The sequence below is a fragment of the Micromonospora sp. NPDC006431 genome (assembly GCF_042870725.1).
Taxonomy (GTDB): Bacteria; Actinomycetota; Actinomycetes; order Mycobacteriales; family Micromonosporaceae; genus Micromonospora.
Map to the genome: position 1 here is coordinate 324,743 of NZ_JBIAHQ010000004.1, position 19,469 is coordinate 344,211.

Annotated in this window: 20 protein-coding genes and 3 tRNA genes; 15 read left to right on the top strand and 8 right to left on the bottom strand. The window is 72.9% G+C overall.

Annotated elements, in window-relative coordinates; translation table 11 throughout:
- Positions 1-87: 87 nt before the first annotated feature.
- The 4 genes from ACFYM6_RS10590 to ACFYM6_RS10605 all read right to left on the bottom strand — a co-directional run bounded on the left by ACFYM6_RS10590 (position 88) and on the right by ACFYM6_RS10605 (position 2,537).
- Positions 88-837: a tyrosine-protein phosphatase gene (locus tag ACFYM6_RS10590; protein ID WP_387274258.1), complete on the bottom strand. Its 750-nt coding sequence runs from the start codon at positions 835-837 to the stop codon at positions 88-90.
- A 60-nt stretch (positions 838-897) separates the two neighbouring features.
- A complete protein-coding gene (locus ACFYM6_RS10595) occupies positions 898-1,356 on the bottom strand; it encodes a PRC-barrel domain-containing protein (RefSeq protein WP_387274260.1) in 459 nt (152 codons plus the stop codon).
- An 87-nt stretch (positions 1,357-1,443) separates the two neighbouring features.
- Positions 1,444-1,974: a carboxymuconolactone decarboxylase family protein gene (locus tag ACFYM6_RS10600; protein WP_387274262.1), complete on the bottom strand. Its 531-nt coding sequence runs from the start codon at positions 1,972-1,974 to the stop codon at positions 1,444-1,446.
- Between the two features lie 2 nt (positions 1,975-1,976).
- Positions 1,977-2,537, bottom strand: a complete 561-nt coding sequence (locus tag ACFYM6_RS10605) for a peroxiredoxin (protein ID WP_387274264.1) — start codon at positions 2,535-2,537, stop codon at positions 1,977-1,979.
- Positions 2,538-2,896: 359 nt separating this feature from the next.
- Here ACFYM6_RS10605 and cimA point away from each other — a divergent pair, with 359 nt between their 5' ends.
- Positions 2,897-4,477 carry a citramalate synthase gene (cimA, locus tag ACFYM6_RS10610; RefSeq protein ID WP_387274266.1) on the top strand — a complete coding sequence of 527 codons (1,581 nt, stop codon included), beginning with the start codon at positions 2,897-2,899 and terminating at the stop codon, positions 4,475-4,477.
- Positions 4,478-4,522: 45 nt separating this feature from the next.
- Here the strand turns inward: cimA and ACFYM6_RS10615 are convergent, their stop codons facing one another.
- Positions 4,523-5,515: an endonuclease/exonuclease/phosphatase family protein gene (locus ACFYM6_RS10615; RefSeq protein ID WP_387274268.1), complete on the bottom strand. Its 993-nt coding sequence runs from the start codon at positions 5,513-5,515 to the stop codon at positions 4,523-4,525.
- 360 nt (positions 5,516-5,875) lie between these two features.
- On the opposite strand from ACFYM6_RS10615, the gene ACFYM6_RS10620 reads away from it, so the two are divergent.
- The 8 genes from ACFYM6_RS10620 to ACFYM6_RS10655 all read left to right on the top strand — a co-directional run bounded on the left by ACFYM6_RS10620 (position 5,876) and on the right by ACFYM6_RS10655 (position 12,102).
- A complete protein-coding gene (locus tag ACFYM6_RS10620) occupies positions 5,876-6,415 on the top strand; it encodes a hypothetical protein (protein WP_387274270.1) in 540 nt (179 codons plus the stop codon).
- A 219-nt stretch (positions 6,416-6,634) separates the two neighbouring features.
- On the top strand, positions 6,635-7,684 hold the full coding sequence (locus ACFYM6_RS10625) for an AAA family ATPase (RefSeq protein WP_387274272.1): 1,050 nt from the start codon (positions 6,635-6,637) through the stop codon (positions 7,682-7,684).
- Positions 7,681-8,748 (top strand): DUF58 domain-containing protein, encoded by a 1,068-nt coding sequence (locus tag ACFYM6_RS10630; RefSeq protein ID WP_387274274.1) that lies wholly within the window; start codon positions 7,681-7,683, stop codon positions 8,746-8,748. The genes ACFYM6_RS10625 and ACFYM6_RS10630 overlap by 4 nt, the downstream gene beginning before the upstream one ends.
- Positions 8,745-9,704 carry a VWA domain-containing protein gene (locus tag ACFYM6_RS10635; protein WP_387274276.1) on the top strand — a complete coding sequence of 320 codons (960 nt, stop codon included), beginning with the start codon at positions 8,745-8,747 and terminating at the stop codon, positions 9,702-9,704. The genes ACFYM6_RS10630 and ACFYM6_RS10635 overlap by 4 nt, the downstream gene beginning before the upstream one ends.
- A gap of 48 nt (positions 9,705-9,752) precedes the next feature.
- The gene (locus ACFYM6_RS10640) at positions 9,753-10,613 is read left to right on the top strand and encodes a trypsin-like peptidase domain-containing protein (RefSeq protein WP_357433812.1); all 861 of its coding nucleotides are present in this window, start codon (positions 9,753-9,755) and stop codon (positions 10,611-10,613) included.
- Positions 10,614-10,734: 121 nt separating this feature from the next.
- The gene (locus ACFYM6_RS10645; protein WP_387274278.1) at positions 10,735-11,037 is read left to right on the top strand and encodes a hypothetical protein; all 303 of its coding nucleotides are present in this window, start codon (positions 10,735-10,737) and stop codon (positions 11,035-11,037) included.
- A 9-nt stretch (positions 11,038-11,046) separates the two neighbouring features.
- The gene (gene arfB, locus ACFYM6_RS10650) at positions 11,047-11,472 is read left to right on the top strand and encodes an alternative ribosome rescue aminoacyl-tRNA hydrolase ArfB (RefSeq protein WP_387274280.1); all 426 of its coding nucleotides are present in this window, start codon (positions 11,047-11,049) and stop codon (positions 11,470-11,472) included.
- A gap of 57 nt (positions 11,473-11,529) precedes the next feature.
- Positions 11,530-12,102 carry a GNAT family N-acetyltransferase gene (locus ACFYM6_RS10655; protein WP_387274282.1) on the top strand — a complete coding sequence of 191 codons (573 nt, stop codon included), beginning with the start codon at positions 11,530-11,532 and terminating at the stop codon, positions 12,100-12,102.
- 80 nt (positions 12,103-12,182) lie between these two features.
- Here the strand turns inward: ACFYM6_RS10655 and ACFYM6_RS10660 are convergent, their stop codons facing one another.
- The gene (locus ACFYM6_RS10660) at positions 12,183-13,073 is read right to left on the bottom strand and encodes a 3-methyladenine DNA glycosylase (protein ID WP_387274284.1); all 891 of its coding nucleotides are present in this window, start codon (positions 13,071-13,073) and stop codon (positions 12,183-12,185) included.
- A gap of 33 nt (positions 13,074-13,106) precedes the next feature.
- A complete protein-coding gene (locus ACFYM6_RS10665; protein ID WP_387274285.1) occupies positions 13,107-14,585 on the bottom strand; it encodes a hypothetical protein in 1,479 nt (492 codons plus the stop codon).
- A gap of 295 nt (positions 14,586-14,880) precedes the next feature.
- Here ACFYM6_RS10665 and ACFYM6_RS10670 point away from each other — a divergent pair, with 295 nt between their 5' ends.
- The 4 genes from ACFYM6_RS10670 to ACFYM6_RS10685 all read left to right on the top strand — a co-directional run bounded on the left by ACFYM6_RS10670 (position 14,881) and on the right by ACFYM6_RS10685 (position 16,421).
- Positions 14,881-15,684, top strand: coding sequence for a fumarylacetoacetate hydrolase family protein (locus ACFYM6_RS10670; protein WP_387274287.1), 804 nt, complete (start codon positions 14,881-14,883; stop codon positions 15,682-15,684).
- A 106-nt stretch (positions 15,685-15,790) separates the two neighbouring features.
- A tRNA-Gln gene (locus ACFYM6_RS10675) sits at positions 15,791-15,862 on the top strand.
- 136 nt (positions 15,863-15,998) lie between these two features.
- Positions 15,999-16,071, top strand: a tRNA-Glu gene (locus tag ACFYM6_RS10680).
- Between the two features lie 274 nt (positions 16,072-16,345).
- Positions 16,346-16,421, top strand: a tRNA-Glu gene (locus tag ACFYM6_RS10685).
- Between the two features lie 175 nt (positions 16,422-16,596).
- On the opposite strand, the gene ACFYM6_RS10690 is transcribed toward ACFYM6_RS10685, so the two are convergent.
- Entirely contained in the window at positions 16,597-17,283 is a 687-nt protein-coding gene (locus ACFYM6_RS10690; RefSeq protein ID WP_073832469.1) for an IclR family transcriptional regulator, read from the bottom strand.
- A gap of 49 nt (positions 17,284-17,332) precedes the next feature.
- Between ACFYM6_RS10690 and leuC the strand changes: the two genes are divergently transcribed.
- Both leuC and leuD read left to right on the top strand, forming a co-directional pair.
- Positions 17,333-18,775 (top strand): 3-isopropylmalate dehydratase large subunit, encoded by a 1,443-nt coding sequence (gene leuC, locus ACFYM6_RS10695; protein WP_387274289.1) that lies wholly within the window; start codon positions 17,333-17,335, stop codon positions 18,773-18,775.
- Positions 18,776-18,790: 15 nt separating this feature from the next.
- The gene (gene leuD / locus ACFYM6_RS10700; protein ID WP_387274291.1) at positions 18,791-19,378 is read left to right on the top strand and encodes a 3-isopropylmalate dehydratase small subunit; all 588 of its coding nucleotides are present in this window, start codon (positions 18,791-18,793) and stop codon (positions 19,376-19,378) included.
- Positions 19,379-19,469 lie beyond the last annotated feature (91 nt).

Consider the following 19,469-nt stretch of genomic DNA (forward strand, 5'->3'; position numbering starts at 1 on the left):
CGGCACCCACGTTGATCAAGAAGTTTGCGTCGGCGCGACGCCGGAATCAGACGCAAACCTCTTGATCAACTCGTGGAGGGTGGGGGGTTAGGCGAGGAGGTGGGCGCGGAGGGCGGTCAGCTGCGCGTCGGTCAGGCCGGCGTGGTGCAGGTAGCCCTCCACGGAGCCGTGGCCCGCGCGCAGCTTGGTGAGGAAGATGGTCATCGCCTCGGCGGGGGAGGCGAGGTACGGGCGGGGCGGCTGCGCGGCCTCGGGCAGCGCCGCGGCGACCCAGGCGCTGAACCGCTCGGACGCCTCGGTGCTCAACGCGTAGTCGGCGACGATGTCCTCGTCGGCCACGCCGAGCACCGCGAGGGTGAGCGCGCAGACGATCCCGGTCCGGTCCTTGCCGGCCACGCAGTGCACCACCACCGGCGCGGTGGCGCTGTCCGCGATCAGCCCGATCGCCTCGGCCAGCCCGGCGGTGCCCGTCTGGGCCAGGGCCGCGTACCGGTCGGCGAGCCAGCGGGGCAGGCTCTCCTGCGGGTCGTAGGGGATTCCGGCCCAGTCGTCGTGCTCGGGGTGGATGTGCCGGTAGGTCAGGCCGTCGTATGCGGGCACCCGGCCGTCGCGGGCCACCTCGGTGGGGCGGCGCAGGTCGATGACGGTGCGGATGCCGAGGGCGGTGAACATTTCCCGGTCGGTCTCGTCGATCCGGTGCAGGGAGTCGGAGCGGTAGAGCCGGCCCCGGCGGACCGTCCGCCCGTCGTGGCCGGTCAGCCCGCCGACGTCGCGGAAGTTGAACAGGGCGGGGAAGGGGTTGCGCTGAGGGGTGTCCGTGGCGTCCACCCCTGACACGGTAACGGCCGGCGGGGCCCCGATGTGACCCCGCCGGCCGTCAGTGGCAGGCGCCCTCCGTCACCGGGCGGTACCCGGCGGGATCGACGAGTAGCTGTCGTCGTAGTACCCGCCGAGCTTGTCCCGGTACGCCGGATCGGTGTCGGTGCTCTCGTCGTACTCGGGCGCGGCCTTGATCTGGTCCTTGCTCCGGTCGACGTATACCTTCCGCTCGTCGTGGTCGACGTGGTTGACGGTGCCGGCCGGCAGCATGACCTTCTTGCCGAAGATCCACGGCCCGGTGTCGACCACCAGGTAACTGGAGTTCACCTCGTGGCTGGCCCGGTCCACCTTGCCGATCCCGCCGTCAGTCGCCGCCACCTTGTAGCCGACCAGGTCGATGCCGGTCACCCCGGCCTCGTCCCGGTAGCTCCACGGGTCGAAGCGTCCCGCAGGCGTGCCGCCCACGAAGGCGCTCTGATCACCGTAGGTCAGCGGGTCCGGCGTCCCGTGGGTCGTTCGAGGGTCGAGCCGCTCCATGGCGTTCACTCCCTTTCTCGACTTTCTCGGGGGATGTGCGCTGTCGGATCCTTCGTACCCGGGTGCGGAGGTCGCTACACCGACCGTTCAGGCCAGGGCGGCCTCCGCGTCCAGAGCCACCGCGGCGGCGTGCACGACGGCCGCGATGCGCAGCCCCTCGTGCACCTGCTCGCGGCTGAACCCGGCGGTGCGCAGGGTCTTCTCGTGCGACTCCAGGCAGACCCCGCAGCCGGTGATCGCCGAGACGGCGAGGCACCAGAGCTCGAAGTCGCCCTTCTCGACCCCCGGCCGGGCGATGATCTGCATCCGCAGCCGGGCCGGCAGCGACGCGTACTGCTCGTCGCCGATCAGGTGCTTGGCCCGGTAGTAGATGTTGTTCATCGCCATGATGGTGGCGGCGCCCTTGGCCGCCTCGACCGCCTCCGGCGTCAGGTGACCGGCCGCCTCGGCGGCGATCTCCCTGAGCACCACCGGGTTGCGGGCCGCCACCGCGCAGGCCAGGGCGGTGCCCCAGGCCTGCTCCGGCTTCAGGGTCGAGGTGGCGATGGTGGAGCCGAGGTTGAGCCTGATGTCCTTGGCGTACTCGGGCAGAGCCGCCTTGACCGCGTCCAGGCCCATGGTCAGGCCCCGGCGCCGGCGAGCAGCGCGTTGGCGTCCAGGGTCGCGCCGCCCTTGTTCCAGTTGCACGGGCAGAGCTCGTCGGTCTGCAGCGCGTCCAGCACCCGCAGCACCTCGGAGACGTTCCGGCCGACCGAGCCGGCGGTCACCATGGCGAACTGGATCTCGTTGTCCGGGTCGACGATGAAGGTGGCCCGCTGGGCGACGCCGTCCGCGCCGAGCACGCCACAGTCGGCGGTCAGCTCGCGCTTGATGTCGCTGAGCATCGGGAAGGGCAGCTCGCGCAGGTCCGGGTGGTCCTTGCGCCACGCGTAGTGGACGAACTCGTTGTCCACGGAGACGCCGAGCACCTGGGCGTCCCGGTCGGCGAACTCGCCGTTGAGACGGCCGAACTCGGCGATCTCGGTGGGGCAGATGAAGGTGAAGTCCTTCGGCCAGAAGAAGACCACCCGCCACTTGCCCTGGTGGGACTTGTGGTCGATCGTCTCGAACGCCTTCTCGGCGTCCAGCGACACGCAGGCGGTGAGTTCGTACTCGGGGAAGCGGTCACCGACAGTGAGCACAGGTCCTCCTTGACAACGGCTTGTCAGCGGCGCGAGGCCGGTAACTGGATCGGTTCCAGATATTGCCGCAGCGTCGTTTCCGCTCGATAGCGGCCGGATGACTTGTGAAGTCGATCACGAGCCGGGGAGTTCTGCCGCGGATCGTCCCTCGATCGGGTACTAACACCCTCCGTCACCGTCCCGGCATGTGGATTGCGCCTCCCAAAACCAGGACCGGGGTGGCAGAGTACGGACCGTGACCAGCTCCGTCCTGATTATTGGCAACTAGCGCGCCGGCTTCCCTCTCGCCGAGCGCGCAGACCTCCCGCATCCGCGGGGGGTCTTTTTGTTGCTCCCCTCAAGGCTCGAGAAGAGGACTCATGACCTTCCAGGTGTACGACACGACGCTGCGCGACGGCGCCCAGCGCGAGGGGCTCAGCTACTCGGTGGTCGACAAGCTGGCGGTGGCCCGCCTGCTGGACGACCTCGGGGTCGGCTTCATCGAGGGCGGCTGGCCCGGCGCGGTGCCCAAGGACACCGAGTTCTTCCGGCGCGCGCGCACCGAGCTGAAGCTGAAGCACGCGATCCTGGTCGCGTTCGGGGCCACCCGCAAGGCCGGGGTGGCGGTCGACGCCGACCCGCAGGTGCGCGGACTGCTCGACGCGGAGACCCCGGCGGTGGCCCTGGTCGCCAAGGCGGACCTGCGGCACGTCCAGCGGGCGCTGCGCACCACCGCCGAGGAGAACCTGGCGATGGTCCGGGACACGGTCACGCACCTGGTGCGGCAGGGCCGGCGGGTCTTCGTCGACGGGGAGCACTTCTTCGACGGCTACCGGCACGACCCGGCGTACACCGCGGCGGTGCTGGAGACGGCGCTGGCCGCCGGCGCCGAGCGGTTCGTGCTCTGCGACACCAACGGCGGGATGCTGCCGTCCCAGATCACCGCCGCCATCGCCGACGTCACCGCGCGCACCGGCGTGGCGCCGGAACTGCTCGGCATCCACTGCCAGAACGACACCGCCTGCGCGGTGGCCAATACGATCGCCGCCGTCGAGGCCGGCGTCCGGCACTTCCAGGGCACCGCCAACGGGTACGGCGAGCGCCCCGGCAACGCCGACATCTTCGCGGTGGTCGCCAACCTCCAGCTCAAGCTCGGGCTGCCCGTCCTGCCGGAGGGCTGCCTGGAACAGATGGTGCGGGTCTCGCACGCCATCGCCGAGATCGCCAACATCGCCCCCGACACCCACCAGGCGTACGTCGGGGCCGCCGCCTTCGCCCACAAGGCCGGGCTGCACGCGAGCGCGATCAAGGTCGACCCGTTGCTCTACAACCACGTGGACCCGTCGGTGGTGGGCAACGATATGCGGATCCTGGTGACCGAGATGGCCGGCCGGGCCAGCATCGAGCTCAAGAGCCGTGAGCTCGGGCTGGACCTGGCCGGCCATCCGGAGGCGCTGTCCACCGTCACCAGGCGGGTCAAGGAGCTGGAGGCCGGCGGCTGGTCGTTCGAGGCCGCCGACGCGTCGTTCGAGCTCCTGGTCCGCGCCGAGCTGCCCGGCCGTGCCGCGCCCCGGCCGTTCGCCCTCGAGTCCTACCGGGTGCTGGTCGAGCACCGCGAGGACGGCGCGGTGGTCTCCGAGGCCACCGTCAAGATCCGGGTACGCGGCGAGCGGGTGATCGCCACCGCCGAGGGGAACGGCCCGGTCAACGCCCTGGACGAGGCGCTGCGGGTGGGGCTGGCCCGGCATTATCCGGAGCTGCGCGACTTCGAGCTGGCCGACTACAAGGTCCGGATCCTGGAGGGCAGCCACGGCACCGGCGCGGTGACCCGGGTGCTGGTGGAGACCGCCGGCGCCGGCCGCGACTGGACCACCGTCGGTGTGCACCCCAACGTGGTCGAGGCGAGCTGGCACGCCCTCGTCGACGCGCTCACCTACGGCCTGGACCGGGCCCGGGTGTAAGGAGGCGATCCCGCTCAACGCCTGAGGTCAACCAGAGGCCCCTGCTCACGCGGCGGGCAGGCGCAGCTCGGCGAGGACGGCCCGGTGGTCGCTGCCGCGGACGGGGTGCACGGCCACCGAGCGGACCGCGATGCGCCGGTCCGCCAGCACGTGGTCGATGGTGACCGGCGGGATCAGGTCCCCGTCGTACGGGCCCCAGGTGCCGGCGAGCCCGGCGCCGGCCGCGTCGGCGGCGTCGACGTAGCCGGTGGCGATCAGCTCCCGCAGCGGCGCGTGGTCGAGAGTGGCGTTGAAGTCCCCGGCCAGGATGCTCAGCCGTCCCCGGGGCGTGGCGGGCGGCTGCCCCCGCAGGTCGGTCCACCAGTCCGGGAGCGCCTCGACGGCGTACGGGGCGGCCGGGTGCGCGGACTCCACCCGCAGGGGTGGCGCGCCCGGCACCGCCAGGGTCCCGTACGCCTGGGTGAAGGCGAAGCCCGGGTTGCGCCGGAACCCGCCCTCGCTGAGCGGGAAGCGCGCGTACAGCCCGGAGCCGGTGGTGCCGACCTCGGGGTTGAGCTCCCGATAGGGGAGCAGGGTGGCCAGCCCGAGGCGGTCCAGTTCGGCCGCGATCCCGGGGGTGAACTCCTGCACGGTCAGCACGTCCACCCGGTGCGCGCGGACCAGCTCGACCAGCCTGGCCGGGTCGGCGCCGCCCACCAGCAGGTTGGCGGTGAGCAGGCGGAGCGTGGGGCCACCGACCTCGGGCTGCCCGGCGGCGACCGCGCGGGGCGCCACCACGCCGATCAACGCCAACGCGATGACCGCCGCGACCACCGCCGCCGCGCGGCGCCGCAGCGCGAGCGCCAGCACCAGCGGCGCCAGGGACGCGGCGGCGACGTACGGCGTGAAGGCGACCGCCTGCACCAGCGGCCCGCGCTCCAGGCCGGCCAGGCGGAGCACGGCCCAGGCGGCCACCGGCGCGACGGTGAGCCAGCAGGCGGTGGTGGCGATCCGGCGCGTCCGGGCGGTGGCCCGTCCCGCGTCCGTGGTGGTGATCACGGCCGTCACCGTACCGCGCCGGTGCCGCCACGGTGCCCGCAACACCATTTCACGAATGGTCTCCGATTCACCTTTCACAGTTTTCGGGTCGCCAATCGCGAGTCGACACGCAAATGACTGCTATTGACCCTCGGCATTTTCCGATGCTAACTTCCAACCTGGTTGAGACGTCGCGACTCTCGGTAGTAAGGCCAGGTCAGGCCGGGTGCAGAAGGTTGATTGTCAACCTTGACGGTGCGGAAAAATGCGCGGGCTTCCCGATGGTCTGCGGGTTTCTGTGCCCGGCTCTCCGGCAGTAGTCATCCGGCCCGTCAATCGCGGGTCGGCCAGCTCGTCACGGTCACAAAAGGGAGACCTGTCATGGCCATATTCCTCAGACGCAAGGCGGCGGTGGTAGCGCTCGGCGTCCTGACCCTCACCCTGGCCGGCGGGGGCATCGCGGCCGCCGCCCACCCGGCGGCGAAGGCTCCGGCCGAGGTCGCCCAGCCCGGCGCCCGGCAGCCCGGCCAGCAGCCCCCGGTGACCGCCGCCGAGGCCCGGGCGGCGAAGTCCGCGCTGCGGGCGACCCTCGCCCCGCCCGCCGCCGGCACGATCGCCTGGGCCGTCGTCAGCAGCAACGGCAACCTGCTCCAGCACTCGGCCAACGTCACCGCTGTCACGAAGTTCGCCAGCAATCTGCCGGGCCAGTTCGCCGGGCAGTATCAGGTGACGCTCGACTACGACGTCCGCCTCAAGGCGTACAACGCGACCATCGGCACCAACGACCCGGCCAACGTCCCCCCGGGCGGCGAGATCTCGGCCGCGCCCCGGACCCTGATCCCGAACGCGGTCTTCGTCCAGACCCGCAGCTCCTCCGGCGGGTACGCGGACAAGCCGTTCCACATCATCATCGCCAACTGACCCGCCCCGCCGCGCTGGCCCCCGCTCCGGCGGGGGCCAGCGCCGTTTGTCGCCACCGGTCGCCGCGACGGCGACCCGTCTGCACCCAGCTGCGCCGCCCGCACCCGCTCACCCGGTTGGTGCCCGGCTGGGGGTGTCCTCCCCGTCCGGCTCAGGAACGACCGCCGAGGGGCCGATAATCCGACGTTTGCCGCCGGGCCGGCTCGGGAAGCAAGCACCGTGACGGACATCTCGGACACCCTGGCCAGCGTGCCCAGCCCGGTGGATGCCGATGCGAGCAGCGCCGAGCTGGAACAGACCCTCTTCGAGGTCAAACGCGTGATCGTCGGGCAGGATCGCCTCGTCGAACGCCTGCTCACCGCCCTGATCGCCGACGGCCACTGCCTCCTCGAGGGCGTGCCGGGGGTCGCGAAGACCCTCGCGGCGCAGACCCTCGCCACCGTCGTCGGCGGCACGTTCTCCCGGATCCAGTTCACCCCCGACCTGGTCCCCTCGGACATCGTCGGCACCCGCATCTATCGGGCCTCCAAGGAGGCCTTCGACGTCGAGCTGGGTCCGATCATGGCGAACCTGGTGCTCGCCGACGAGATCAACCGCGCCCCGGCGAAGGTGCAGTCGGCGCTGCTGGAGGCGATGGCCGAGCGGCAGGTCTCGATCGGCGGCCGGAGCTGGTCCGTCCCCGACCCGTTCCTGGTGCTGGCCACCCAGAACCCGATCGAGTCGGAGGGCGTCTATCAGCTGCCCGAGGCGCAGCGGGACCGCTTCCTCATGAAGATCGTGGTCGACTACCCGAGCGACGCCGACGAGCTGGCGATCCTCTACCGGATGAGCAGCGACCGGCCAACGGCCCGGCCGGTGCTCGACCCGGCCCGGCTGCGAGAGCTCCAGCGCCGGGCCAGCGACATCTTCGTGCACCACGCGCTCGCCGAGTACGTCGTCCGGCTCATCCTCGCCACCCGCGACCCGGGCCGGTTCGGGCTGCCCGAGATCGCGCCGCTGCTGGCGTACGGGGCGAGTCCCCGGGCCACCCTCGGCCTGGTCGCCGCCGCCCGCGCCCAGGCGCTCCTTCGGGGACGGGAGTACGTGCTTCCGGAGGACGTCCGGGAGTTGGCCGTCGACGTGCTCGCCCACCGGCTGGTGCTCTCCTTCGACGCGGTGGCCGACGGCGTCTCCGCCGAGGCAGTGGTACGTCGGCTGATCGAGGCGGTGCCGCCGCCCCGGGTGGTCGCCGGCCACCCCGAGACGGCGCCGGACCTGGCGGCGGCATGAGGCGCCGGGCCGCACCGACCCTGCCCGATCCCGGCCTGGCGGACCTCGCCCCCGACGAGCGGTTGCGCCGGCTGGAACTGACCGTCACCCGCCGGCTCGACGGGCTGCTGCACGGCCAGTACCGCGGTCTGCTGCCCGGCCCGGGCAGCGAGGTGGCCGGCAGCCGCGAGTACCGCCCCGGTGAGGACGAGGTACGCCGGATGGACTGGGCGGTCACCGCCCGGACCACCGTCCCGCACGTACGCGAGGTCGACGCCGACCGGGAGCTGACCACCTGGCTGCTGGTCGACGCCAGTCCCAGCATGGAGTACGGCACCGCCACTCTGGACAAACGGGAACTCGCGGTGGCTGCCGTGGCAGCGGTCGGCTTCCTCACCGCCGGCGTCGGCAGCCGCCTCGGCGCGCTGGTGCTCGCCCCGGACGGCGTACGCCGGTTCCCGGCCCGGGGTGGGCGTACCCACCTGCTCGGGCTGCTGCGCACCCTGCTGGCCGCGCCCCGCGTCGGCGGGTACGACCTGGCGGGACAGCTCCCTGCCGCTGACGCCGCACCGCTACGACGGCCTCAGTTCGGCGCGTCGCGACCTGCCGCCGGCGCCGCCCCACCCGGGCTGGCCGACGGGCTCGACGGGGTCGGGCGGGTGGCCCGGGGGCGGGGCCTGGTGGTGGTGGTCTCCGACTTCCTCGACGGGCTGCCCGACGACCCGGACGCCGCGCCGCCCTGGGAGGTCCTCCTGCGCCGGCTCGCCGTCCGGCACCAGGTGCTCGCCGTGGAGGTGACCGACCCGCGCGAGCTGGAACTGCCGGACGTCGGCCTGGTGACCCTGGTCGACCCGGAGACCGGCCGGCGGCGCGAGGTGTGGACCGGCGACCGGACCCTGCGGGAGCGGTACGCGCAGGCCGCCACCGCCCAACGCGACCAGGTACGCGCCACGCTGCGCCGGTGCGGGGCCAACCACCTGGCGCTGCGTACCGACCGGGACTGGAGTGCGGACATCGTGCGGCACGTGCACGCCCAGCGCCGGCTGGCCGCCGCGCCGGCCCCGAACCGGGGAGGTGCCGCGTGACCTGGCAGTCACCCGCCCGGCTCTGGCTCCTGCTCGGCGTCGCCGCGCTCGTCGCCGGCTACCTGATGATGCAGCGCCGGCAGAGCCGGTACGCGGTCCGGTTCACCAACCTGCGACTGCTGGACCGGGTCGCGCCGCACCGGCCGGCCTGGCGCCGGCACGTGCCGGCAGGGCTCTTCCTCGCCATGCTGGCGCTGCTGGTGGTCGGCTTCGCCCGGCCCAGCGCGGAGGTGCGGGTGCCCCGGGAACGGGCCACCGTGATGGTCGCGGTGGACGTCTCCACCTCGATGCTGGCCAGCGACGTCGACCCGGATCGGCTGACCGCCGCCAAGCAGGCCGCCCGCCGGTTCGTCGACGGCCTGCCGAAGGAGTTCAACGTCGGGCTGGTCGCCTTCGCGGGCAGCGCGGCGGTGCTGGTCCCGCCGAGCGCCGACCGGGACGCGCTGCACGACGGCGTCGGGCGGCTCGCCGAGGGGATCACCGGCGTCCAGGGCACCGCCATCGGCGAGGCGATCAGCACCTCCCTGGGCGCGGTGAAGAGCCTGGACGCCAAGGCGGCCAAGGATCCGCCGCCGGCCCGGATCATCATCCTCTCCGACGGCGCGAACACCTCCGGCATGGACCCGATGGAGGCCGCCGCCCAGGCCGTGGCGGCGAAGGTCCCGGTGCACACCATCTCCTTCGGCACCCTGTCCGGCTTCGTCGACCGGGGCGGGCGGGCGATCCAGGTGCCGGTGGACGGGCAGACCCTCAAGGCGGTCGCCGACGAGACCGGGGGCGGCTTCCACGAGGCGTCCACCAGCGCCGAGCTGCGCGCCGTCTACGAGGACATCGGCACCTCGGTCGGCTATCGCAAGGAACGGCAGGACATCTCCGCCCGCTTCATCGGCCTGGGGCTGGTCTTCGCCATGGGGGCGGCCGCCGGATCCCTGCGGTGGTTCTCCCGGCTGCCCTGACCCCTACCACCCGTCCGCGACGACGGCACGACACGTGAGGAGCCAGGTATGGCAGTGCAGACCGGACTCGGCGAGCCACGCGGCCCGTGGTTCGTCTCGCCGGAGCTGGATCCGGACGGGCGCGGGCGCTGGGACGTACCCGGGTCCGAGCAGGGTCCGGGGCGGCGTGGTTGGCGCGGGCGGATGCTGACCGCGCTCGCGGTGGTGGCCCTGTCGACGGTCTCCGGTGCGGCGGCCGGCAGTTGGGTGGCCGGCCGGGACGCGCCCGGGCCCGCGGCGGCGTCCGCCGCGCCGGTGCCGGCGGAACTGGTCACCGCGGCCGAGAAGACCGTACCGGGGGTGGTGTCGGTGATGGTCGGCAGCGGGTCCGGGGCGTCGGCCAGCGGTTCCGGTTTCGCCATCGACCACGAGCAGCACATCGTGACCAACGACCACATCCTGGCCAAGGGGGGCGCCGGGCCGGTGACCGTGGAGACCTCCGACGGCCGGCGGTTCACCGCCGAGGTGGTGGGTCGGGAGCCGGGCAGCGACCTGGCGGTGCTCAAGGTGCCCGCCTCGGCCGGGTTGTCGCCGCTGCCGCTGGCCAAGCCGAACACCACCCGGGTCGGCGAGCCGGTGCTCGCGGTCGGTTCCCCGCTCGGCCTGTCCGGCACGGTGACCGCCGGCATCGTCAGCGCGCTCAACCGTCAGGTACGCATCGGCAACGGCCGGCACACCGCGGTGCAGACCGACGCCTCGATCAACCCGGGCAACTCGGGTGGCCCACTGGTCAACGCGCGGGGTGAGGTGGTCGGGGTGAACACGGCCATCGCCACCATCGACGGCACCGGTTCGATCGGGATCGGGTTCGCCATCCCGATCGACCAGGTTCAGCAGACCGCCGACACCATCATCGGCCGGGGCGGCTGACCGGACGTTGACCTGCGCCGCCCTACCGGACCATCGCGCCGCATCGGGGTGAACTGTCGGATATCCGGCGTGGGACCATCGGGCCATGGAAATATTACGCTGAGTGTGGATACTGGCGTGGGTGGAGCAAGCTGTCATTGCGGCCCTCCTCCTGGTGGGCCTGGCCATCGGCGCCGGCATCGGCGCGTCCTACGCCCGCGCGAAGCGTGGCTGGAAGGACTACAAGACCGCCCGTAACATCGTCCCGGGCGCCCGGCGGACCGCCTGGCTGGCGATCCGCGCGGTCATCACCAAGCTCGGCGTGATCGCCCTGCTGCTCGTCGGCGCGGCCGCGTACGCGGCGGTCGGGTCGGACCACGAGCGGGCCGGGCCGACGCCCACCCCGACCGTAACTCCCACGCCGAGTCACCGGGGCGGGCGATAGCCTCATGGCGTGGACGACGGACTGCGGGTGACCGACCGGCTCGTGGTCCCCGCCGGCGAGCTGCGGGAACGCTTCTCCCGCTCGTCGGGGCCGGGCGGGCAGGGGGTCAACACCACCGACTCCCGGGTGGAGCTCAGCTTCGACCTGGCCGGCTCGCCGAGCGTGCCTGAGCCGCTGCGGGCCCGCGCGCTGGACCGGCTCGCCGGGCGGCTGGTCGACGGCGTGCTGACCGTCACCGCCAGCGAGCACCGGGCGCAACTGGCCAACCGGGAGGCGGCCCGCGAACGGATGGCCGGCCTGCTGCGGGAGGCGGTCGCCCCGCCCGCCAAGCCCCGCCGCCCGACCCGCCCGTCCCGCGGCGCGAAGGAGCGCCGGCTGGCCGACAAGAAGCGCCAGGCCCAGCGCAAGCGCGACCGCCGGGTGGACGGCGACTGACCGGCCCGGCGCGGAAACGATTTTGCGGCCCACCGGGCCGCCGACCAGAATGCGCCGGTGCCCGTCGACTTCTCCGTCAAGCCCACGCTCACCGGCGAGCGGGTCGTCCTGCGCCCGTTCGTCGACGACGACCTCGCGGCCTTCCAGGTCGCCCTGGCCGACCAGGAGGGGGCGCGGCTCACTGGCAGCCCGCCCGAGCCGTTCGACCCGGGTCGGCTGCGGGCCTGGTACGGCACCCGCAACAGCCAGACCGACCGGCTCGACCTGGCCGTGGTGGACAAGGCGACCGGGGCGTGCGTCGGCGAGGTGGTCCTCAACGAGTGGGACGGTCACAACCGCAGCTGCAACTTCCGCACGCTGATCGGTCCGGGCGGCCGGAACCGGGGGCTCGGCACCGAGGCGGTCCGGCTGATCGTCGGGTACGGCTTCGAGCAGCTCGGCCTGCACCGGATCTCGCTGGAGGTGTTCGCGTTCAACCCGCGCGCCCGCCGGGTCTACGAGAAGGTCGGCTTCGTCGCCGAGGGCACGCTGCGGCAGGTGCTGCGCGACGGCGACGACTGGGTGGACGCCACCGTCATGTCGATCCTCGCGCCGGAGTGGACGGCGCACCGCGGCCACCCGGAGGGCTGAACCCGGCGTCTCCACCCGCACCGTCGGACAGCCCAGCTGCTCGCGCCGGCTTCTGGCAGCTGAGTGACTGAGAGCGTTGGTCAGCCGCCCGAGGCGGCCAGGAGCCGGTCGCACTCCGCGATCAGGCGCGTGCGCAGCGGCGCGGCCCGTTCCGCGAACGACCGCTGTGCCAGCACGTACTCGTGCCGGCCCTCGATGGTCTCGATTCTGACGGGCGAGTAGCCCAGTTCGGTGAGGTCGTACGGAGAGGCCCGCATGTCCAGGGTCCGGATCGCTCTCGCCAGTTCGAAGCAGTCGGCTACGAGTTCCGAGGGGACCAGGGGCGAGAGCTTGTAGGAATGCTTGTAGAGGTCCATGTTGGCGTGCAGGCAGCCCGGCTGCTCCAGCGCGTGCTGGCTCTCCCGGGTCGGGGTGAGCAGGTTCAGCGGCCGGGCCGGCGCGGTGAAGAAGCGGAACGCGTCGAAGTGGCTGCACCGCACGCCCCGCTCCTCCACCACGGCGGCGGTTGCCGCCGGGCTGAGCCGCAGCGGCCAGGCATTGTGCCGTACCTCGTCCTGGGTCTGCCGGTAGACCATCGCCCACTCGTGCAGCCCGAAGCAGCCGAACTGGGCCGGCCGGCCGGCGGTCGCCGCGAGCAGCGTACGGATCCAGGTGATCGACTCGACGCGCCGGGCGCGTACCTGCTCGGTGTCGAGGGTGAGGCCGTCGGCGCCCGCGCGGTAGTCCCGGCCGAACTCGGCCGGGTCCGCGTCGCGCAGCACCACGCCCGCGCCCGGGTGCCAGCGGCGTAACTGCGCCGGACGGTACGAGTAGTAGGTGAAGAGGAAGTCCTCCACCGGGTGCTTCACCCCGGAGCGCCGGCGGGCCAGGTGCGGCGTCAGCCAGGCGTCCGCCCGCTCCTCGTGAGCCCGCCGCCGGGCCTGCCAGTCGGCCGCGTCGAGCACGGTGGCGGGGGCGAGGGCGGCGGTCACGGACCCAGGGTACGACCGCCGCCCGACCCCGGGTCAGGGCACGTCCACCCGCACCCCGGCGGAGAAGACCCCGCTGCGCAGCTCCAACTGCCTCGGCGGGTCGGTGCCGTGCACGGTGAAGACCAGCGGCAGGAGCACCCGGCTGCCCGCGGCGACCGGCTGGGCGAAGACGTCCCGCCCGAGGTTGGCCACCCGGGTGGCGTCCTCGTCGGCGGCGACCCAGTTGCCGCCCGGCAGGTACGCCCGTTGCAGCTGGCCGTGCCAGGTCTGCTCGCCCTGCGTGAGGTTGCGCACCCCGACCGTGGCCAGGCACTGCCGGCCGCCCGCCTGGGCGCTGGGCAGGCCCTGCGTGCCGCAGGCCACCCGGTAGACGGTGAACTCGAACGCCGCCTCCCGCAGCGGGACGCCGAGCGCCCCGGTGACGCTCCGGCCGATCCACGCGCCGCTGGTCGGCTGCTTGTTGGTGTCGATCGCGGAGACCCGCTGGGTGGCCGTCCAGGCGCCTACCCCGACCAGGCCGGCCAGCACCGCCGCCGCGACCCCGACCAGCAGCCAGACCGGCGGCTTGCGGCGCTGCCCGGGCAGCGGTGGCATGGCCGGGCGCGGGTAGACCGTCCCGCGGTCCGCCGGGCTGCCCGCTCCGGGGTGCACCGGACCGCGCGTCCCATGGGTTGCCGGGGCACCGGCCGCCGGGCCGCTCGCGGCGGGGCTTGCCGGGCCGCCCGCGCCGGGGCTTGCCGGGCCACCCGCCCCGCGGGCGAGGGCCGGATCGCCGGCGCCCGTCGCCACGCGGGAGCGCTGCCGGCGGCGTTGCCACCACCACAACAGCACGCCGACGGTGACGACCAGGACCGCGGCGAGCGCGCCCAGCAGCACCGGCGGTCGCCGCCACACCGGGGCCGCGGTCACCTTCGCCACGGGAACGCCCGGTCCCGTCCAGGTTGCCGTGGCGCAGTCGTACGGCCGGGTCCCGTCGGTCCCGTACGCGCAGGCCGGCGCGGTCACCGACCGCCCCTGGGTGGTCGTGCTGAGCGCGGTGTGCAACGTGCTGGTGCTCCGCGCCGGCAACCGCAGCCGCCAGGTGACCTCGTTCACGCCGGACGACCCGATCGCGCGGGTGGCCCGACCGCCGGCGGTCACCGTGGTCGCCTGCGACCCGGCCGGCAGTTCCTGCCGTACGGTCGTGTCGACCGGCGTGTTTCCGGCGTTGCGTACCTCGATCTGGTAGCCGGGCGCCGGGGTGTTGGCCGCGGTCATCGCCACGGTGACCGGCGGCTTGGACATCTGGATCGGGGCCGGACTCGCCGGCGGCACCGCGGGCGGCGCCGCGGGCATCCCGGTCGGGATCGGCGTGGCGCGCTCCGGGGCGGGTGCCGCCGCGGCCGGTCCCGGCTGGGCGGGTGCTGCCGCCGCCCGGGGCGCCGTGCCGGGCAGCGCCGGTACGGCGGCGAGCACGCCGAGGCAGTTCACGATCACTGCCAGGGTCCTGTGGTGCCGTCTCGATGCAGGCATACGAACGCACCTCCGGACCCGAAGCTATGGGCCCGCCCCCGCCGGGCGGGTACGAAGTCGGCATTTTCGCCCCGGCCCGCCGCTGGCCACGTACGCTGGCTCGCCCGGTCCGGGCGACGTTCCGGCGCCCGGCGGAACCGCCCGCCGTCGGGGCCCGCCCGGCGCCCGGCGGGCTTGCGCGCCGCCTGGTCCGGAGGCGGGCCGGTGGCTCGCGGCGGCCGGTGTCCGGCGGAGCCGCGCGGCGGGCCGGCCACGCCCTACGTAGGCAGGCCGGTGGCGGGGATAGATTGGCCGGGTGCGTATCGCTCGTTTTGCTCATGCCAAGGGAATGTCGTTCGGGGTCGTCGAGGGCGAGCCGGAGGCCGGGCCGCAGGGCCTGACCATCGCCGAGATCGAGGGGCACCCCTTCGGGCAGATCCAGTTCTCCGGCGCCCGGTGGGCGCTCTCCGACGTGCGGCTGCTCTCGCCGATCCTGCCGAGCAAGGTGGTGTGCGTCGGCCGCAACTACGCCGAGCACGCCGCCGAGCACGGCAGCGACGTGCCCAAGGAGCCGCTGCTGTTTTTGAAGCCGTCCACCTCGGTGATCGGCCCGCGGGACGCGATCCGCCTGCCGATCTTCTCCAAGCAGGTCGAGCACGAGGCGGAGCTGGCCGTGGTGATCGGCGCCCCGGGGGCGCGCCGGGCCGACCGGGCCGCCGCCGAGCGGGCCATCTTCGGCTACACCTGCGCCAACGACGTCACCGCCCGGGACCTCCAGCGCTCCGACGGGCAGTGGACCCGGGCCAAGGGCTTCGACTCGTTCTGCCCCCTCGGCCCGTGGATCACGACCGGGCTGGACGTCTCCGACCTGGAGATCCGCTGTGAGGTGGGTCGCGATCCCGAGGAGATGGAGGTGCGCCAGCTCGGCCGGACCAAGGACATGGTCTTCGACGTGCCGGCCCTGGTGTCGTACATCTCCCACGTGATGACGTTGCTCCCGGGTGACGTGGTGCTGACGGGCACCCCGGCGGGGGTTAGCCCGCTCACCGACGGGGATACGGTCACCGTGCGGATCGAGGGGATCGGCGAGCTCACCAACCCGGTGGTGCCGGTCGCCTGACGCGTCCGACGTCTCGTTTCCGCAGATCAGGTGCGGTTCGAGGGGTTGGATTTGGCCTGCCGGCACCGGGAGGGTAAAGTTCATTCCCGGCGCCGCAAGGGGCCAATGGGGTATGGGGTAATTGGCAGCCCGACTGATTCTGGTTCAGTTAGTCTAGGTTCGAGTCCTGGTACCCCAGCGCAGCCGCGGGTTCGTGAGAATCCTCGGACGCTGGATTCTGGCGGAGTTCGCTCCGCTCCTCGTTGGAGGGGCGGCAGGTGATATCTGATAGAGTGCAGCTTCCTCACCGAGCGGGTGAGGAAGCAGATAGTTCTGGCCCCGTCGTCTAGCGGCCCAGGACGCCGCCCTCTCAAGGCGGTAGCGCCGGTTCGAATCCGGTCGGGGCTACATCGTCGACAGCCCGTCCCACCTCGTGGGGCGGGCTGTTTCGTGCCCGGCGGCGTCGCCGCTCGTGCCCGGTCGGCCGTTGGCCCCCCGCGCCGGACGGGCTGTCGTTCGCGCCGGCGGGGCGTTGTCGCCGGTCCCAGGTTGCCGGTGCCGGACTCGGGGCGGTGGGAGGATGCGGCCATCCCCGCAGCCGACCCCGTCGCCGTGCCCGCCGGGCGTGCCGCTAGACTAACCCCGCACCGCTCGTCAGGGCGGTGAAGCAGGAAAAGTGCCTGGCCCCGTCGTCTAGCGGCCCAGGACGCCGCCCTCTCAAGGCGGTAGCGCCGGTTCGAATCCGGTCGGGGCTACCACGCTCGACGGCCCGTCCCACCTGTTGGGGCGGGCCGTTCGCCGTTCCCGCCCACCCTGCACGCCGGCCGGTCACGCTCCCCCGCCCCCCTGGTGATCAAGAGGTTTACGTCACCGACGCCCCGATCGGCGACGCAAACATCTTGATCAACGCGGCGATTGGGGGAGGGGGAGGGGTTAGAGGCCGGAGAGGCGTTGGCCGGCGCGGACCACAGCCATGGCGTGGCGTTCGCCGGGGCGGCGGCCGAGGCGCTCGATCGGGCCGGAGATGCTGATCGCGGCGATCACCCGGCCGGTGCGGTCGCGGATGGGAGCCGAGACGCTCGCCACACCCGCCTCCCGCTCGCCGACGCTCTGCGCCCAGCCGCGGCGGCGTACCTCGGCCAGGGTGCGGCCGGTGAACTTGGACCGGGGCAGCAGCGGCATGACCGCCTCGGGCGGCTCCCAGGCGAGCAGGATCTGCGCCGCGGAACCGGCCGTCATGGGCAGCACCGAGCCGACCGGCACGGTGTCCCGCAGGCCGCTGGCCCGCTCGGCGGCGGCCACGCAGATGCGCTCGTCCGCGCGGCGCAGGTAGAGCTGAGCGCTCTCGCCGGTGGCGTCGCGCAGCGCGGCGAGCAGCGGCTCGGCCGCGGTGAGCAGGACGTCCGGCGCGGCGTTCGCCAACTCGCCGAGCCGGGGGCCCGGGCGCCAGCGCCCCTGGGTGTCCCGGACCAGCATCCGGTGGATCTCCAGCGCCTGCGCCAGCCGGTGCGCGGTGGCCCGGGGCAGCTTGGTGCGTTCAACGAGTTCGGCCAGGCTGGCGCCGTCGACACAGGCGGCCAGGATGACCACCGCCTTGTCGAGAACGCCGACACCGCTCATACTGTGTCCCACAAGCCGAAACATACCTCCCAGAATTTAGGATGTCCAGATGGTGGGAGTCACTCAACCGAGGACCCTGGCCGAGAAGGTCTGGGACGCGCACGTCGTCCGATCCGCCGACGGCGAGCCGGATCTGCTCTTCATCGACCTGCACCTGCTCCACGAGGTCACCAGCCCGCAGGCGTTCGACGGGCTGCGCCTGGCCGGTCGCCGGGTCCGCCGTACCGACCTGACGATCGCGACCGAGGACCACAACACCCCGACCGGGTACGACGACCCGGCGTTCCGGTCCCGGCGCGGCGACCTGCTCACGATCGCGGACCCCACCTCCCGCACACAGATCGAGACGCTGCGCCGCAACTGCGCCGAGTTCGGCGTACGGCTGCACGCGCTGGGCGACGAGAATCAGGGCATCGTGCACGTCATCGGCCCGCAGCTGGGTCTCACCCAGCCCGGCATGACGATCGTCTGTGGCGATTCGCACACCGCCACCCACGGCGCCTTCGGCGCGCTCGCGTTCGGCATCGGCACCAGCGAGGTGGAGCATGTGCTGGCCACCCAGACGCTGCCGCAGGCCCGCCCGAAGACCATGGCGGTGAACGTCACCGGCCAGCTCGCCCCCGGCGTCACCGCCAAGGACCTGGTGCTGGCGCTGATCGCCCAGGTGGGCACCGGCGGTGGGCGCGGCCACATCGTCGAGTACCGGGGCGAGGCGATCCGCGACCTCTCCATGGAGGGGCGGATGACCATCGCCAACATGTCCATCGAGTGGGGCGCCAAGGCCGGCATGATCGCGCCGGACGAGACGACCTTCGCGTACCTGAAGGGGCGGCCGAACGCGCCGCAGGGGGCCGACTGGGACGCCGCGGTGGCGTACTGGAAGACGCTGCCCACCGACGACGGGGCGACCTTCGACGCGGAGGTGACCCTGGACGCCAGCCGGATCACGCCGTTCGTCACCTGGGGCACCAACCCGGGTCAGGGCGCCCCGCTCGGCACCGCCGTGCCGGACCCGGAGGAGTTCGTCACCGAGCCGGAGCGGGCCGCCGCCCGCCGGGCCCTGGAATACATGGACCTCAAGCCCGGCACCCCGCTGCGCGACCTGGCCGTCGACGTGGTCTTCGTCGGTTCCTGCACCAACGGCCGGCTGGAGGACCTCCGGGCCGCCGCCGACGTGCTGCGCGGACACCAGGTGGCCGACGGCGTACGCATGCTGGTGGTCCCCGGCTCTGCCGCCGTGCGCGAAGCGGCCGAGGCGGAGGGGCTGGACAAGGTCTTCACCGACGCCGGCGCCGAGTGGCGCTTCGCCGGCTGTTCCATGTGCCTCGGGATGAACCCGGACACCCTGTCGCCGGGCCAGCGCTCGGCCTCGACCTCCAACCGCAACTTCGAGGGCCGCCAGGGCCGGGGCGGGCGTACCCACCTGGTGTCCCCGCCGGTCGCCGCCGCCACCGCCGTGGTCGGCCGGCTGGCCGCCCCCGCCGATCTGTAGAAGGGCAGCCGAGAGATGGACAAGTTCACCACCCACACCGGCACCGCGGTGCCGCTGCGCCGGTCCAACGTGGACACCGATCAGATCATCCCCGCCGTGTACCTCAAGCGGGTGACCCGGACCGGTTTCGCGGACGGGCTCTTCAGTGCGTGGCGGGAGGATCCGTCATTCGTCCTCAACGATCCCTCCCATTCGGGAGCGTCGATTCTGATCGCCGGCCCCGAGTTCGGTACGGGCTCCTCACGGGAGCACGCCGTCTGGGCCCTGCGGGACTGGGGCTTCCGCGCTGTGATCTCTCCTCGCTTCGGCGACATCTTCCGTGGCAACGCGCTGAAGGAAGGCCTCCTTCCGGTCGAGCTGGAATTGAATGCCGTGGCGGAACTCTGGGATCTCGTGGAATCGGACCCCACCACCCCAGTCACGGTCGACCTCGCCGCCCGCCAGGTCCGCGCCGGGGACGCCACCTGGGCCTTCCCGCTGGACGACCACAGCCGCTGGCGGCTGATGGAGGGCTTGGATGACATTGGACTCACCCTCCGGCACGAGGCCGAGATCGGCGCGTACGAGGCGTCCCGACCGTCGTTCCTGCCCTCGGTGGCGTAGCCGTACGCCCGAGCGCACATCGGTTTTCGCCCCCACCGGTTCGCCGGTGGGGGCGAATCCGTTACGACACAAGGCCTTTTTTCCACCGAAT

What these genes read in the sequence shown, in the direction of transcription:
- ACFYM6_RS10595 (WP_387274260.1), bottom strand. Translation starts at nt 1,356, where the DNA reads ATGGAGCGGCTCGACCCTCGAACGACCCACGGGACGCCGGACCCGCTG.
- ACFYM6_RS10600 (WP_387274262.1), bottom strand. Translation starts at nt 1,974, where the DNA reads ATGGGCCTGGACGCGGTCAAGGCGGCTCTGCCCGAGTACGCCAAGGAC.
- cimA (WP_387274266.1), top strand. Translation starts at nt 2,897, where the DNA reads ATGACCTTCCAGGTGTACGACACGACGCTGCGCGACGGCGCCCAGCGC.
- ACFYM6_RS10620 (WP_387274270.1), top strand. Translation starts at nt 5,876, where the DNA reads ATGGCCATATTCCTCAGACGCAAGGCGGCGGTGGTAGCGCTCGGCGTC.
- ACFYM6_RS10630 (WP_387274274.1), top strand. Translation starts at nt 7,681, where the DNA reads ATGAGGCGCCGGGCCGCACCGACCCTGCCCGATCCCGGCCTGGCGGAC.
- ACFYM6_RS10640 (WP_357433812.1), top strand. Translation starts at nt 9,753, where the DNA reads ATGGCAGTGCAGACCGGACTCGGCGAGCCACGCGGCCCGTGGTTCGTC.
- ACFYM6_RS10665 (WP_387274285.1), bottom strand. Translation starts at nt 14,585, where the DNA reads ATGCCTGCATCGAGACGGCACCACAGGACCCTGGCAGTGATCGTGAAC.
- ACFYM6_RS10690 (WP_073832469.1), bottom strand. Translation starts at nt 17,283, where the DNA reads ATGAGCGGTGTCGGCGTTCTCGACAAGGCGGTGGTCATCCTGGCCGCC.
- leuC (WP_387274289.1), top strand. Translation starts at nt 17,333, where the DNA reads ATGGTGGGAGTCACTCAACCGAGGACCCTGGCCGAGAAGGTCTGGGAC.
- leuD (WP_387274291.1), top strand. Translation starts at nt 18,791, where the DNA reads ATGGACAAGTTCACCACCCACACCGGCACCGCGGTGCCGCTGCGCCGG.